This is a genomic window from uncultured Martelella sp. (genome assembly GCF_963677965.2).
GTDB classification, from domain to species: Bacteria; Pseudomonadota; Alphaproteobacteria; order Rhizobiales; family Rhizobiaceae; genus Martelella; species Martelella mangrovi.
The window spans coordinates 2755113-2769300 of sequence record NZ_CAXXFM010000001.1 but is presented as its reverse complement, the minus strand read 5'-3'; the positions used below and the strand labels follow the sequence as shown (position 1 = coordinate 2769300).

Genomic DNA, 14188 nt, shown 5'->3' with positions numbered 1-14188 from the left:
GCGGACCGAAGCCCGCCTCCCGCTTGAAACGACGAAACCGGCTTTTTCAGCCGGACCATCCGATGAAACACCATTCTCGTCACGGTGAAACCGCCACAAAAACGGTAAATTCGTGACGGCCGTTCAAGAAAGGCCGTCACGCATAGTTTATTAAGTGGCTCAGCCCTTCAGGACGTCAACCAGCGTCTTGCCGAGACGCGCCGGGGACGGCGACACCTTGATGCCGGCCGATTCCATTGCCTCGATCTTGTCTTCAGCACCGCCCTTGCCGCCGGAAATCACGGCGCCGGCGTGGCCCATGGTGCGTCCGGGAGGCGCCGTACGACCCGCGATGAAGCCAACCATCGGCTTCTTGCGGCCCTTTTTGGCCTCGTCCTTGAGGAACTGGGCGGCTTCTTCTTCAGCCGAACCGCCGATTTCACCGATCATGATGATGGATTCGGTGGCATCGTCCGCCAGGAACATTTCCAGCATGTCGATGAACTCGGTGCCCTTGACCGGGTCGCCGCCAATGCCGACAGCCGTGGTCTGGCCGAGGCCCTCATTGGTGGTCTGGAACACGGCTTCATAGGTGAGCGTGCCCGAGCGCGACAGAACGCCGACGGAGCCCTTCTTGAAGATCGAACCCGGCATGATGCCGATCTTGCATTCTTCAGGGGTCAGAACGCCGGGGCAGTTCGGGCCGATCAGCCGCGACTTCGACTTGTCGAGCTTCGCCTTGACCTTGACCATATCGGCCACCGGAATGCCTTCGGTGATGCACACGATCAACGGAATTTCGGCATCAATGGCTTCCAGGATCGCAGCGCCCGCGCCTGCCGGCGGAACGTAGATCACGGATGCATCGGCGCCGGTCTTTTCCCTACCTTCGGCAACGGAAGCGAAGATCGGCAGATTGGTGCCGTCAACGCCGGAGGACCACTCGGTTCCACCCTTCTTCGGGTGAATACCGCCGACCATCTTGGTGCCGTAATAGGCCAGCGCCTGCTCGGTGTGGAAGGTGCCGGTCTTGCCGGTGAGGCCCTGAACCAGAACCTTGGTGTCTTTATTGACCAGAATGGACATGGGTACTCAGGCCTCCTTCACGGCCGCAACGATTTTCTGCGCCGCGTCGTCGAGATCGTCGGCGGAGATGACATTCAGACCGGATTCGTCGATGATCTTCTTGCCGAGGTCGACATTGGTGCCTTCCAGGCGAACAACCAACGGCACCTTGAGGCCGACTTCCTTGACGGCCGCGATCACGCCTTCCGCGATCACGTCGCAACGCATGATGCCGCCGAAGATGTTGACCAGAATACCCTTCACAGCCGGATCGGCAGTGATGATCTTGAAGGCCGCCGTGACCTTTTCCTTCGAAGCGCCGCCGCCGACGTCGAGGAAGTTGGCCGGTTCCGCGCCGTAAAGCTTGATGATGTCCATCGTCGCCATGGCAAGACCGGCACCATTGACCATGCAGCCGATATTGCCGTCCAGCGCCACATAGGCGAGGTCATATTTCGACGCTTCGATTTCCTTGGCGTCTTCTTCCGTCGTGTCGCGCAGTTCGCGGACATCGTCGTGGCGGAACAGCGCATTGCCGTCGAACGACACCTTGGCGTCGAGCACGCGCAGATGGCCGTTTTCCATGACGATCAGCGGGTTGATCTCGAGAAGGCTCATGTCCTTTTCAACAAAGGCCTTGTAGAGGATCGGGAACAGACGCTCGGCATCGGCAACCGCATCGCCCTCAAGCTTCAGCGCTTCGCACAGCGTCCGGACATTCGAAGCAGTGACGCCGGTTTCCGGATCAATCGCCACGGTAACGATCTTGTCCGGGGTTTCTTCCGCCACCGTTTCGATGTCCATGCCGCCTTCGGTGGAAACCACGAAAGCGACCTGACCGACCGCACGATCGACCAGCAGCGAGCAGTAGAGTTCGCGGTCGATATCGGCGCCGTCTTCGATGTAGAGGCGGTTGACCTGCTTGCCGGCCGGGCCGGTCTGCTTGGTCACCAGCGTGTTGCCGAGCATCTCGTTGACGAAAGCCTTGACCTCGTCGGCCGACTTGGCCAGGCGCACGCCGCCCTTGGCGTCTGCCGGCAGTTCCTTGAACTTGCCCTTGCCGCGCCCGCCGGCGTGGATCTGGCTCTTGACCACGTAAAGCGGACCGGGAAGCTTGCCGACCGCGGCCTCGACCTCATCGGCGCTCAGGATGGCAACGCCATCGGCAACCGGCGCGCCATAGCTCTTGAGAAGAGCCTTGGCCTGGTATTCATGAATATTCATGCGGATATCCGTCCTTTTTAAAGAAAGCGGCTTATTTCAGAGCGGGGGCGATGTCCTTGCAGGCGTCGCAAAGACCCTTGACGGCGTCCACCGACTTTTCGAAGCCGGCCTTGTCTTCGCCCTGAAGGTCAATCTCGACAACGCGCTCAACGCCGCCTTCACCGATGACGATCGGCACGCCGACATACATGCCGTCAACGCCATACTGACCGGTCAGCAGTGCAGCAGCCGGCAGAACGCGCTTCTTGTCCTTCAGGTAGCTTTCGGCCATGGCAATGGCGGAGGCTGCCGGTGCATAATAAGCCGAGCCGTTCTTCAGAAGCGCAACGATCTCGCCGCCGCCCTTGCGGGTGCGATCGATGATGGCGTCGAGCTTTTCCTGGGTGGTCCAGCCCATCTTGACCAGATCGGGCAGCGGAATACCGGCAACGGTCGAATACTGCGCGACCGGCACCATGGTGTCGCCGTGGCCGCCAAGAACGAAGGCGGTGACATCTTCGACGGAAACGTTGAATTCCTCGGCGAGGAAGTAGCGGAAACGGGCCGAGTCGAGCACGCCGGCCATGCCGACAACCTTTTCAGCGGGCAGGCCGGAGAACTTCTGCAGCGCCCAGACCATGGCGTCGAGCGGGTTGGTGATGCAGATCACGAAGGCGTTCGGGGCATATTTCTTGATGCCCTCGCCGACAGCTTCCATGACCTTGAGATTGATGCCGAGAAGATCATCACGGCTCATGCCCGGCTTGCGCGGGACACCGGCGGTGACGATGCAGACATCCGCACCTTCGATAGCCGAATAGTCGGAAGCGCCCGAAAGCTTTGCATCAAAACCATCGACCGGCGACGATTCCGCGATATCCAGCGCCTTGCCCTGCGGCAGACCGTCCGCGATATCGAACAGAACGACATCGCCCAGCTCCTTCAAACCCGCCAGATGCGCGAGCGTCCCCCCGATCATGCCTGAACCGATCAATGCGATTTTATTGCGCGCCATGAATGTATCCTCTGAAAACTCATTTCTGGACGATGGTCAAAACCGTGCCCATGACGATGTTGGGATATCGGCAAACGCGCCAATTTTCAACCGGTTTTTCCACCCTCAATATTTTCAATCGGTTAGATACGAATTACTTTACGTATACGTCAAACAATACCGAAAGCCTGCCCTTATTTCGCCCATTTCTCCCTGTGGGCGGCCAGGTAATCGGTACTGCGCATTTCAAAAAGTCGTGAAGCCGTGCGCTCGAATTCAAAACCCTCTCGCCCGTGCCGCTCAACCAGAAGTTCCTCCGGCAGGGTTTCTGCGGAAATCACCGTGCGGACCGTCCGATCGTAGAGCGTATCGACGAGAATGATAAAGCGTTTGATTTCATTGCGTTGCCCCGCCGCTAGCACCGGCACGTCATCAATGAACACGGTGTTGAACCGATCCGTGATGGCCATGTAGTCGGCAGCGCCCAGCGGCTTCTTGCACAGGTCGTCAAAGGTAAACCGCGCAAAGCTGCCGCTTGCCTGCGGCACATGCAGCTTGCGTCCGCGCAACTCGATTTCTTCCGGTTTGCTTGCAGCACCGCCCGTCGCCACCTTCCAGGTCTCATCCATTTTCTGCCGCGTTTCCGCGTTGAGCGGCGTGAGGTAGACCGGCCGCCCCTCGAACTTCTCCATGCGATAATCGGTATCGGAATCGAGTGTCGTTACCGTGACATTTTCCTTCAGCGTCTTGATAAACGGCAGGAACAGGCCACGATTGAGCCCATCCTTGTAAAGGTCGTCCGGCGCCACATTCGAGGTCGCCACCAAGACGCAGCCGCGTTCGAACAGAGCGGAAAACAGGCGCGACAGGATCATCGCATCGGCGATGTCCGTGACCGTGAACTCATCGAAGCACAGCAGCCGGTTTTCGCCGATGATCTGCTCGGCAACCGGCCCGATCGGGTCGGCCTCCTTCACCTCACCGGCCTTCAGCCTGCGCCGATGCTGGCTTATCCGTTCCTGAACATCGGCCATGAAGGCATGGAAATGGGCGCGGCGCTTGTCGGCAATCGGCGCAGCCTCGAAGAACATATCCATCAGCATGGTCTTGCCGCGCCCGACACTGCCGTAGATATAAAGCCCCTCCGCCAGCGGCCCGTCGGAACGGCGCGAACGACCGAACAGCCGTGAGAGCTTGCCGCCGCCCTTTCCGGCCGGTTTCACATCGGCCAGCGCCTCCAGAACACGGTCAAGCGCACCTGCGACGGCAAATTGCGCGGGGTCAGCCTTGAGGGTGCCTTCATCGGTCATCGTCTCAAGACGTTGGGTAACGGACGTCGCAGCCATGAAATATTTCCGGATAAAATAGGGATATGCCGCGGAAAAACGCGGCTGAAAGCCTGACACGGCTTTATCCGAGGAATCAGAAACGGGAAAGGGCCCGCCTTAGACGAGCCCTTGAAGATTTTCGGATTTAGCGGCTGAGGACGACCTGCTGGCCGGCACTGCCCTGGCCTTCAATGCGATTGTCGGCTGTCTTGTAAAGCCGGGCAATCGCGTAGCCATTGGCATCGTTCAGCACGACCTGATCGCCGTTGATGCCCCAGGACTTCATCTGGGAAAGACCGCCGGTGCAGCCGCGGGTGCCGCCGCGAAGACCGTCACCGAGATTGGTGAGCGTCAGGAACATGTCGCACTGGACACCGCCTTCATTGACCTTCCAGCTGCCCACCAGCGCGGAATTGGACAGCGGCATCGCGCCGGCCGGCGCGGCGACATTGCCCATGCCGCCACCGCCTGTCGGTGCGCCGGGCGCTGCCGGGAACTGGCCGGTATTGCCGGCATTCGCGGTATTGGCCGGCGCCTGTCCGGGCTGATAGGTGCCGGAATTATAGGTGCCCTGCTGGCCGCCCGGCGGCGGCAGATTGCCACTTTGCACCTGCCCGGCGGGCGCCGGCGTCAAGGGCTGCGGCTGCGGTGCGGGCTGGTTTTGATAATAACTCGTCCGCTGGCAGGCGCTGAGCGCCAGAACCGAGGCAACCGCTGTTGCGATCAGAACCTTTTGAACCATCTATTCGAAACTCCCGTTCGTCCTCGGCCATTTATACCAAGAGTCAATGATTAGAAGCCATATGACCGGAGCGATTTTGAAAGCCAGCCAGGCGAAAACCGCAGTCGTAGCCATAGCTACGGCGAGGATTTTCAACGACGCGGGCTTTCAAAAGCGCCCGGCCCTTGAAGGGTGCGGCTGGAATGGCCACCGAGGGCGTCAAAATCCTCGCGCGATGCTTGAGCATCGCTCTGCGGTATTTTCCTACTCGGATGACCATTCCAGCGCGCATCATATGGGTTCTAATCATTGACTCTTGGTATTACGATTGACAGCGATCATATCGTGCGTTTTCGCAAGGCCGCAAGAGGCCGGGACGAAAAGACCCATTTCGGTGGCTGTTTCCCGTAACCCAAAACGGCTATCAGACCGCGCGTTCGACCATCATCTTCTTAATGCCGGCGATTGCCTTGGCCGGGTTCAGCCCCTTCGGACAGGCCTGGGTGCAGTTCATGATCGTGTGGCAGCGATAAAGCCGGAAGGGGTCTTCCAGATTGTCGAGCCGCTCGCCGGTGGCTTCGTCGCGGCTGTCCATCAGCCAGCGATAGGCCTGCAGCAGCACAGCCGGGCCGAGATAGCGCTCGCCGTTCCACCAATAGGAGGGACAGGAGGTCGAGCAGCAGGCGCACAGGATGCACTCGTAAAGCCCGTCCAGCTTGGTCCGGTCCTCATGGCTCTGCTTCCATTCCTTGGCTGGCGGCGGCGAAACCGTCTTCAGCCAGGGCTCGATGGAGCGGTGCTGCGCGTAGAAGATGTTGAGATCCGGCACCAGATCCTTGACCACCGGCATGTGCGGCAGCGGATAGATCTTCACCGCACCCTTGATCTCGTCCATGCCCTTGGTGCAGGCGAGCGTATTGGTGCCGTCGATATTCATCGCGCAGGAACCGCAGATGCCCTCGCGACAGGAGCGGCGCAGCGTCAGCGTCGGGTCGATATTGTTCTTGATGTACAGCAGCGCATCGAGAACCATCGGCCCGCAATCGTCGAGATCGATATAATAGGTATCGATGCTCGGATTTTCGCCGTCGTCCGGGTTCCAGCGATAAATCTTGAACTCGCGCAGATTGGATGCCCCGTCCGGTTTCGGCCAGGTCTTGCCCTTCTTGATCCTCGAGTTCTTTGGAAGAACTAAATCAGCCATTTCCTTTTCCTCTCGATCAGTACACGCGGGCTTTCGGCGCGATCTTCTTGATGTCGATGCCCTCGGCAATCAGGTCCTGATGAACCGGGCGGTAATCGAGTTTTACCTCGCCGGCCTCACTGACCCAGGAGAGCGTGTGCTTGCGCCAGTTCTCGTCGTCGCGACCGGAAAGCGGACCCTCGGCATAGTCCTCACGCGCATGGGCGCCACGGCTTTCCTTGCGCGCTTCCGCGCCGTAGACCGTGGTGATTGCGCAGGCCATCAGGTTGTAAAGCTCCAGCGTTTCGACGAGATCGGAGTTCCAGATCATCGACCGGTCGGTGACCTTGACGTCCGGAAGCTCTCCCCAGATTGCGCTGATGCGCTCGCAACCCTGTTCGAGCGATTCCTGCGTGCGGAACACGGCCGCATCTTCCTGCATGGCGCGCTGCATCTTGTCGCGCAGCACAGCCGTCGGCTGCGAGCCGCTGGCGTGGCGGATGGTGTCGAAACGCTCCATGATCCTGTCGCAGGCCGCCGTGTTCAGCGCCGGAATGGGCGCTTCGCGGTCGATGACCTGTGCTGCACGGATGGCGGCGGCACGGCCGAAGACCACAAGGTCGATCAGCGAGTTGGAGCCGAGACGGTTGGCACCGTGAACCGAGGCGCAACCCGCCTCGCCCACAGCCATCAGGCCGGGCGCGACGCGTTCGGGGTTTTCGGCATCGGCGTTCAGCACTTCACCCCAGTAATTGGTCGGAATACCGCCCATATTGTAGTGAACCGTCGGCAGAACCGGAATCGGCTCGCGGGTGACGTCGACGCCGGAGAAGATGCGCGCGCTTTCCGAAATGCCCGGAAGGCGCTCGGCAAGAATGGCCGGGTCGAGATGGTCAAGATGCAGGAAGATATGATCCTTGTTCTTGCCGACGCCGCGGCCTTCGCGGATTTCCAGCGTCATGCAGCGCGACACCACATCGCGCGAGGCCAGATCCTTGGCCGACGGCGCATAACGTTCCATGAAGCGTTCGCCCTCGGAGTTGGTGAGATACCCGCCCTCGCCGCGTGCGCCTTCAGTAATCAGGCAGCCCGCGCCGTAAATGCCGGTCGGGTGGAACTGCACGAATTCCATATCCTGCAGCGGCAGGCCGGCACGCGCGATCATGCCCGCGCCGTCGCCGGTGCAGGTATGCGCGGAGGTGGCGGAGAAGAAGGCGCGGCCGTAACCGCCGGTGGCCAGCACCACCATTTTGGCGGAGAAGCGATGGATCGTGCCGTCATCGAGGTTCCAGGCAACAACACCGGTGCAAACGCCGTCATCGTTCATGATCAGGTCGAGCGCGAAATACTCGATGAAGAACTCGGCATTGTGGCGCAGCGACTGGCCGTAAAGCGTGTGCAGGATGGCGTGGCCGGTACGGTCGGCGGCAGCGCAGGTGCGCTGAACCGGCGGGCCGTCGCCGTAATTCTGCATATGGCCGCCGAACGGGCGCTGATAGATCTTGCCCTCTTCGTTTCGCGAGAACGGAACGCCGTAATGTTCCAGCTCGTAAACCGCCTTCGGCGCTTCCATCACCATATACTGCATGGCGTCGACATCGCCGAGCCAGTCGGAGCCCTTGACGGTGTCATAGAGATGCCACTGCCAGCTGTCGGGCGTCATGTTCTGCAGCGAAGCGGCGATGCCGCCCTGGGCTGCGACCGTGTGCGAACGCGTCGGGAAGACCTTGGTAATGCAGGCCGTCTTGAAGCCCTGTTCGGCCATGCCGAGGGTCGCGCGCAGGCCCGAGCCGCCCGCGCCGACGACAATCACGTCATAGGCATGGTCGACATATTTGTAGGCCTTGCCGCCATTGGCGGCGTTATTTGTTTCCGTTGCCATCTGCAATCACCCCATAAATGCCAGCTTCACGATGGCAAGCAGACAGATCGCGCCGATCAGAACCATGAAGCATGTATTGGCCATCAAGGTCAGGAACTTGATGAGATCATTTTGAATGTAGTCGAAGATAATTTCCTGCATCCCGATATGGACATGGACCAGCCCTGCAAGAACCATCAGGCCGATCAGAACCGCCACGAACGGATTGGAAAGCGCGCCGGCCACTTCGGCATAGGGCGCTCCGGCATAACGGATCAGGAAAATAATGAAGAAGATAACCAGCGGCACGAGCGCAAGCGCCGTCAGGCGCTGCATCCAGAAATGCTCGGTCCCCTTGCGGGAGGCTCCAAGGCCGCGGACGGTTTTCAGCGGTGTACGCATATTCATCGAAAGTCTCCCTGCCTCAGACCGCCAGCCCGACAATCCAGATCAGCACGGTCAGACAGACCGATACGAACGGAAGCGCTGTGGCAACTTTGATGGCGAAGTGTTTTTCAAGCCCGTAGCCCATGTCCCAGCCGAAATGACGCAGACCGCCGAGCATGTGGTGCACCAGAGACCACGTGTATCCGAACAGGACGAAAAGCCCCAGCCAGGACCCGAAGAACCAGTTCACACAGTCAAAGGCGCCCTCGCCCATGGCGGTGGCAATCAGCCAGGCTGCAAGAAGGACCGTGCCGAAATACATCACGGCGCCGGTAATGCGGTGCACACCGGACATGACGTAATTCGGGATAAATTTGTAGACCTGAAGGTGCGGCGACATGGGCCGGTTGCTTGTCGGGTTGGCCATCAAAACCTCGCGGGTGTTTCAAAAGGCGCATTCTGTGTGCGTCCCACCCCTTGCTAGTCTTACCGACAACGCTGGGCGGCGCCGATGCTCTCCTGTGGTTTAATCGCCACAAACGCCCGCGACAAGCCCATTCGCGGGCGCAAAATAATTTAATCGGTTTGACAAAAACCAGTTTATGACAAAATCGCGGCCTGAACCGCTGAAATTCATGGATATTCGGGCGCCCCGCCGGACCCGGCTTTGAGATTCGTTAAATTTCAACGACTTAATATGAGTACAATTGTCATATTTATAATTCGGGAGCGTTATTCGTTAACGGCGCGAATCGCCAAACGGTTGTTTTCTTCACATCCGAATCTTCCAGAACGCGTGTGACCGGCACCTGATAGTCGCAGAGCCTCACCAGCCGCTCTTTCGGACAATAGGCCCGCCCCGGATCGCCGACCAGAACCGTGACCCCGGCTTTCGCCAGCGTCTCGAACCACGGTATCAGCCGCGCCGCCCAATCGGCGTCATAGAACACATCGCCCGCCAGCAAGACGTCACAGGAAGGCATCGTGCCTATCAGATCGTCGCCGGTATATGTGATGGAAACATCGTTGAGCGCGGCATTGAGTCTGACGGCTTCGCCGGACCAGTGGTCGATATCGGCAGCCAGCACGGAAGCAGCGCCAGCCTTCGCCGCCGCGATGGCAACGAGGCCGGAGCCGGTGGCAAAATCGACGACACGTTTCCCGTTCACGCATTCGGGGTGATCGAGCACATAACGCGCCAACCCCTGCCCGCCGGCCCAGGCGAAAGCCCAGAACGGCGGCGGCAGCCCGATTGCCTCAAGCTCCTCCTCCGTCTTCAACCAGAGATCATGCACCTCGCTTGCCAGCCGGAGACGAATTTCCGGCACATGCGGCGGGACAAGGATATCGGTGTTTTCGACGATGAAATGCTGTTTCGGCGTGGTCATGGGTCTGATTGTACGCTTGGAGGGGGCCTTTGGTGTCCGGATTAACAGAACAGCCGGCAACCCGCCCTCGTGGAAGCACGCCCCCTCCAACTTATGTCATGCTCGGGCGTGACCCGCGCATCCAATCAGGAGCAATTTGCCTGGATCCTCGGGTCAAGCCCGAGGATGACGCAGATAGATGAAGGGTGATGCAGGTGGAGAGAATGAAAAGGCCGCATCCCCAAATCCCCGCATGGAACCACTCACATCGGCGGGTTGTTGAGCCCGCCCATACGGCAGACTTCAAACCATTCGTCTTCCTTTACCGGCTGCACGGAAAGCCGCATCGAGGTGACGAGCGACATGTCGGCGAGCTTTGGGTTGGCTTTCACATCCTTCAGCGTCACCGGTTTGGGCATGTCGGCGACCGCGCGAATATCGACGCATTCCCAGCGCGGGTCGTCGGTGGTGCTGTCGTGATGGGCGAGTGCGCAAACTTCGCAGATGCCGACGACTTCCAGCCCCTCATTGGAGTGGTAGAAGAAGCCCCTGTCGCCGATCTCCATGGCCCGCATATTGTTGCGGGCCTGATAATTGCGCACGCCGTCCCATTCCTCGCCGGCTTCGCCTTTCGCCTTCAGCATCTCCCAGGAGAATTTGAACGGCTCGGATTTGAAAAGCCAGTAGGCCATCGGCATCAGACTCCCGGATTGTTGTAGAGCCACTTGAACGGCTTGACCTCGACCTTTTCGAAGAGACCGGCCTTGCCATAGGGATCCTGCGCGGCAATCGCTTCCGCCGAGGCCTGGTCCTGCGCCTCGATCAGCAGCATGGAACCACAGGGCTTTTCCTGCGCATCGAGAAACGGACCGGCAATCTTCAGCGTGCCGTTCTCGTTCAACCCGTCGACCCATTCGAGATGCAGCGGGCGGTTTTCCATGCGCACATGAAGATGGTCGGGCTTATCCTTGCACAAAACAGCGAAAATCATCTGGTTCTCCTCTTTCCTGGTTCTCACTCGGTCGTGATCGGCCGGGTCATCAGTTCGTCAAGCGCCTGAGCGATATCGAGCTTGCCGTCAAGCACGCGGGCGACGGCACTCGAGATCGGCATCTGCACGCCATGGTCGGATGCAAGTTCGCTGGCCACGGAAGCACTGTAGACGCCCTCGACAAGCGCTGCATTGACGCTGTCGAAATTACCCTCCGCCAGCGCCACGCCATAGCGGAAATTGCGCGACTGACGCGACGAGCCGGTCAGGACGAGATCGCCGAGCCCGGAAAGGCCGCGGACCGTCTCCGCCTCGCCGCCCATGGCAACGGCGAGCCGCGACATTTCGGCAAGCCCGCGCGAAATCAGCGCTGCCCGTGCCGATTCACCATAATCCGCACCTTCGACAATACCGCAGGCAATCGCCAGCACATTCTTGAGCGCGCCGCCGATCTGCACCCCGACCGGATCGCCGGAGGCATAGATGCGGAAGGTGCGGCCCGAGAGAATTTCGGCGGTTTCGCGGGCGATTTCACGGCTGCGGAAGGCCAGCGCCATGGCAATCGGCTTGCCGCGGGCAAGGTCGATGGCGAAACCGGGGCCGGAAAGCGCGCCAGCATGATGATGCGGCAGCGTTTCGTTCAAAACATCGGTGATCAGCCGGCCGCTCGCGCGCTCAATCCCCTTGGCGGCGGAAACGATAACAGCCTCGCGGTTCAGATAAGGCGCGTAGTAAAGTGCGGCAGCGCGCTGTGCCTGAGCGGGAACAGCAAGCACAACGGTATCGGCCTGACCGAGAATATCGGGATCAATGGTGAAATCCAGCGCCGCCGGCAGCTCGACACCCGGCAGCACCGCCTCATGCCGGCGGGTTTCGCGCATCGTTTCGATCAGCCCGGCATTGCGGCCAAGCAGTGTCACGGCATCCTCGCCTTCATGGGCAAAAACGGCAGCAAGCGCAGTCCCGAAGGCACCCGAGCCGATCACGACGGTCTTTTTCTGTTCACTCATGCTTTCGCACCTTTCTTTCCGCTGCCGATCAGCGCGCTCGCCTTGGCATCAAGCGGCCAGCGCGAACGCACGGCGGCATCAAGCCCGTCGGCGGGAAAGCCGGCAGCCTCACGTTCGAGCCCGCCCCAGGCGATCATCACCGCATTGTCCGTGCATAATCTGAAAGGCGGCGCCACGAAGGCAAAACCCTGCCTGTCACATAAGGATGTCAGCATGGCCCGGATCGCGCTGTTGGCGGCAACACCGCCGGCAACGACCAGCGCGGGGCGCTGATCTGCGGCAAGCCCTTCGGCCTTGAAACGGGCAAGCGAGCGGCCGACGCGATCGCGCAGGGTCTCGGCAACGGCGAATTGAAAGGCCGCACACAGGTCGGCAACATCCTGATCCTCCAGCGGCGCCATCCCCTGCGCGGCCTGCCGGACGGCCGTCTTGAGGCCGGAGAAGGAAAAATCAAGCCGCGTCTCGCCCTTCATCGGGCGTGGCAACGGAATGCGCTTCGCGTCACCGGTCTTTGCCGCCTCTTCCACCTGCGGACCGCCGGGATATCCCAGTCCGAGCAGCTTTGCAGTCTTGTCGAAAGCCTCGCCCAGCGCATCGTCGATGGTCGTGCCCCAGCGCTCATATTGCCCGACACCGCGCACCAGCACGATCTGGGTGTGCCCGCCGGAGACCAGCAGCATCAGAAAGGGAAAGGAAACGCCATCCGTCAGCCGCGCCGTCAGCGCATGGCCTTCCAGATGATTGACGCCGTAAAACGGCTTTCCGCTTGCATAGGCAATCGCCTTGCCGCTCATCGCGCCGACGATCAGCCCGCCGATAAGGCCGGGGCCGACGGTTGCGGCAATGCCGTCAAGGTCTTCCAGCGCAACACCGGAGCGCGCAAGCGCCTCGGCAATCAGCCGGTCCATCGCCTCCACATGGGCGCGCGCGGCAATTTCCGGCACCACGCCGCCGAAGGCTGCATGTTCTTCCAGCTGGCTCAACACCACATCGGCCAGGATTTCACCGCGGCCATCGGCGTCGCGCGCAACAATGGCGGCGGCGGTTTCATCACAGCTCGATTCAATACCGAGAAAGACAGTCTTCTTGTTCATGGGCCCAGGCGACATTTGCGGCGGCGCGCAATCCGGTTTACGACACCTCCGGTAACAACGGTGGACGCAGGATGCAAACGAAACCTTACAGGATCGGCACGCGCGGCAGCCCGCTGGCGCTGGCTCAGGCCCATGAAGCACGCGACCGGCTGATGGCCGCGCATGATCTTTCGCAAGACATGTTCGAGATCGTGGTGCTTTCCACCAAGGGCGACCGGATCACCGACAGGGCGCTGTCGGCTATTGGCGGCAAGGGACTTTTCACCGAAGAGCTGGAAGAACAGCTCACCTCCGGTGAACTCGATTTCGCCGTGCATTCGTCAAAGGACATGCCGACGGCCCTGCCGGACGGGCTCGAACTCTCCACCTTCCTGCCGCGCGCCGACCCGCGCGATGCCTTTATCGGCCGGGACGTCAAAAAACTCGCTGATCTGCCCCAGGGCGCCGTCGTCGGCTCTTCATCGTTGAGGCGACAGGCGCTGATTCGCCGGTTGCGGCCGGATATCGAAGTGGTGATTTTCCGCGGTTCGGTGCAGACCCGATTGCAGAAACTTGCAGACGGCGCAGTCGATGGCACGTTTCTCGCCAATGCCGGGCTTCAGCGCCTCGGCATGGAGGACGTGGCAACCGAGGTTTTAAGCGTGCGTGACTTTCTGCCCGCCCCCGCCCAGGGCGCCATCTGCATCGAGCAACGCAGCGGCGACGCCCGCATCGACGCATTGCTGGCGCCGGTCAATGACGAGGATACGGCCATTGCGGTTTCCTGCGAACGCGCGTTTCTGGCCGCGCTCGATGGCTCCTGCCGCACGCCGATTGCCGCTTACGCCCGCTGCTTCAACGAGCGTATTTCCTTCTCCGGGATGATCCTGACGCCGGACGGCAAAACCGCGCACGACATCGTCACTGACGGCATGCAGACCGAGGCCGAAAAGCTCGGTCGCTGGGCCGGAGAAACGCTGAAGAAACGCGCGGGTCCCGGCTTTTTCGAAGACTGGACATGACACG

15 protein-coding genes are annotated in these 14188 nt (G+C 60.5%); 1 reads left to right on the top strand and 14 read right to left on the bottom strand.

Annotated elements, in window-relative coordinates; genetic code table 11:
- Nucleotides 1-159: 159 nt before the first annotated feature.
- The 14 genes from sucD to tsaD all read right to left on the bottom strand — a co-directional run bounded on the left by sucD (nt 160) and on the right by tsaD (nt 13183).
- Nucleotides 160-1065: a succinate--CoA ligase subunit alpha gene (gene sucD, locus ACHZCU_RS12965; protein WP_106302464.1), complete on the bottom strand. Its 906-nt coding sequence runs from the start codon at nt 1063-1065 to the stop codon at nt 160-162.
- Nucleotides 1066-1071: 6 nt separating this feature from the next.
- Entirely contained in the window at nt 1072-2268 is a 1197-nt protein-coding gene (gene sucC / locus ACHZCU_RS12960) for an ADP-forming succinate--CoA ligase subunit beta (RefSeq protein ID WP_106302467.1), read from the bottom strand.
- A 31-nt stretch (nt 2269-2299) separates the two neighbouring features.
- Entirely contained in the window at nt 2300-3262 is a 963-nt protein-coding gene (gene mdh / locus ACHZCU_RS12955; RefSeq protein WP_319519102.1) for a malate dehydrogenase, read from the bottom strand.
- A gap of 173 nt (nt 3263-3435) precedes the next feature.
- Nucleotides 3436-4587 carry a cell division protein ZapE gene (gene zapE, locus ACHZCU_RS12950; RefSeq protein WP_319519101.1) on the bottom strand — a complete coding sequence of 384 codons (1152 nt, stop codon included), beginning with the start codon at nt 4585-4587 and terminating at the stop codon, nt 3436-3438.
- Nucleotides 4588-4714: 127 nt separating this feature from the next.
- Entirely contained in the window at nt 4715-5311 is a 597-nt protein-coding gene (locus tag ACHZCU_RS12945; protein WP_319519100.1) for a protease inhibitor Inh/omp19 family protein, read from the bottom strand.
- Between the two features lie 403 nt (nt 5312-5714).
- Complete coding sequence (locus ACHZCU_RS12940; protein WP_106302479.1) at nt 5715-6494, bottom strand: succinate dehydrogenase iron-sulfur subunit; 780 nt, start codon at nt 6492-6494, stop codon at nt 5715-5717.
- A 16-nt stretch (nt 6495-6510) separates the two neighbouring features.
- On the bottom strand, nt 6511-8355 hold the full coding sequence (gene sdhA / locus ACHZCU_RS12935) for a succinate dehydrogenase flavoprotein subunit (protein WP_319519099.1): 1845 nt from the start codon (nt 8353-8355) through the stop codon (nt 6511-6513).
- Between the two features lie 6 nt (nt 8356-8361).
- On the bottom strand, nt 8362-8742 hold the full coding sequence (gene sdhD / locus ACHZCU_RS12930; RefSeq protein ID WP_106302482.1) for a succinate dehydrogenase, hydrophobic membrane anchor protein: 381 nt from the start codon (nt 8740-8742) through the stop codon (nt 8362-8364).
- 16 nt (nt 8743-8758) lie between these two features.
- Entirely contained in the window at nt 8759-9148 is a 390-nt protein-coding gene (sdhC, locus tag ACHZCU_RS12925; RefSeq protein ID WP_319519098.1) for a succinate dehydrogenase, cytochrome b556 subunit, read from the bottom strand.
- Nucleotides 9149-9437: 289 nt separating this feature from the next.
- Nucleotides 9438-10109 carry a methyltransferase gene (locus ACHZCU_RS12920; protein ID WP_319519097.1) on the bottom strand — a complete coding sequence of 224 codons (672 nt, stop codon included), beginning with the start codon at nt 10107-10109 and terminating at the stop codon, nt 9438-9440.
- A 242-nt stretch (nt 10110-10351) separates the two neighbouring features.
- Nucleotides 10352-10780 carry an EVE domain-containing protein gene (locus tag ACHZCU_RS12915; RefSeq protein WP_319519096.1) on the bottom strand — a complete coding sequence of 143 codons (429 nt, stop codon included), beginning with the start codon at nt 10778-10780 and terminating at the stop codon, nt 10352-10354.
- 5 nt (nt 10781-10785) lie between these two features.
- A complete protein-coding gene (locus ACHZCU_RS12910) occupies nt 10786-11079 on the bottom strand; it encodes a YciI family protein (RefSeq protein WP_319519095.1) in 294 nt (97 codons plus the stop codon).
- A gap of 23 nt (nt 11080-11102) precedes the next feature.
- Entirely contained in the window at nt 11103-12089 is a 987-nt protein-coding gene (locus tag ACHZCU_RS12905) for an NAD(P)H-dependent glycerol-3-phosphate dehydrogenase (protein ID WP_319519094.1), read from the bottom strand.
- Entirely contained in the window at nt 12086-13183 is a 1098-nt protein-coding gene (tsaD, locus tag ACHZCU_RS12900; protein ID WP_319519093.1) for a tRNA (adenosine(37)-N6)-threonylcarbamoyltransferase complex transferase subunit TsaD, read from the bottom strand. The genes ACHZCU_RS12905 and tsaD overlap by 4 nt, the downstream gene beginning before the upstream one ends.
- A gap of 71 nt (nt 13184-13254) precedes the next feature.
- On the opposite strand from tsaD, the gene hemC reads away from it, so the two are divergent.
- The gene (gene hemC / locus ACHZCU_RS12895) at nt 13255-14184 is read left to right on the top strand and encodes a hydroxymethylbilane synthase (RefSeq protein ID WP_319519092.1); all 930 of its coding nucleotides are present in this window, start codon (nt 13255-13257) and stop codon (nt 14182-14184) included.
- Nucleotides 14185-14188: the final 4 nt, after the last annotated feature.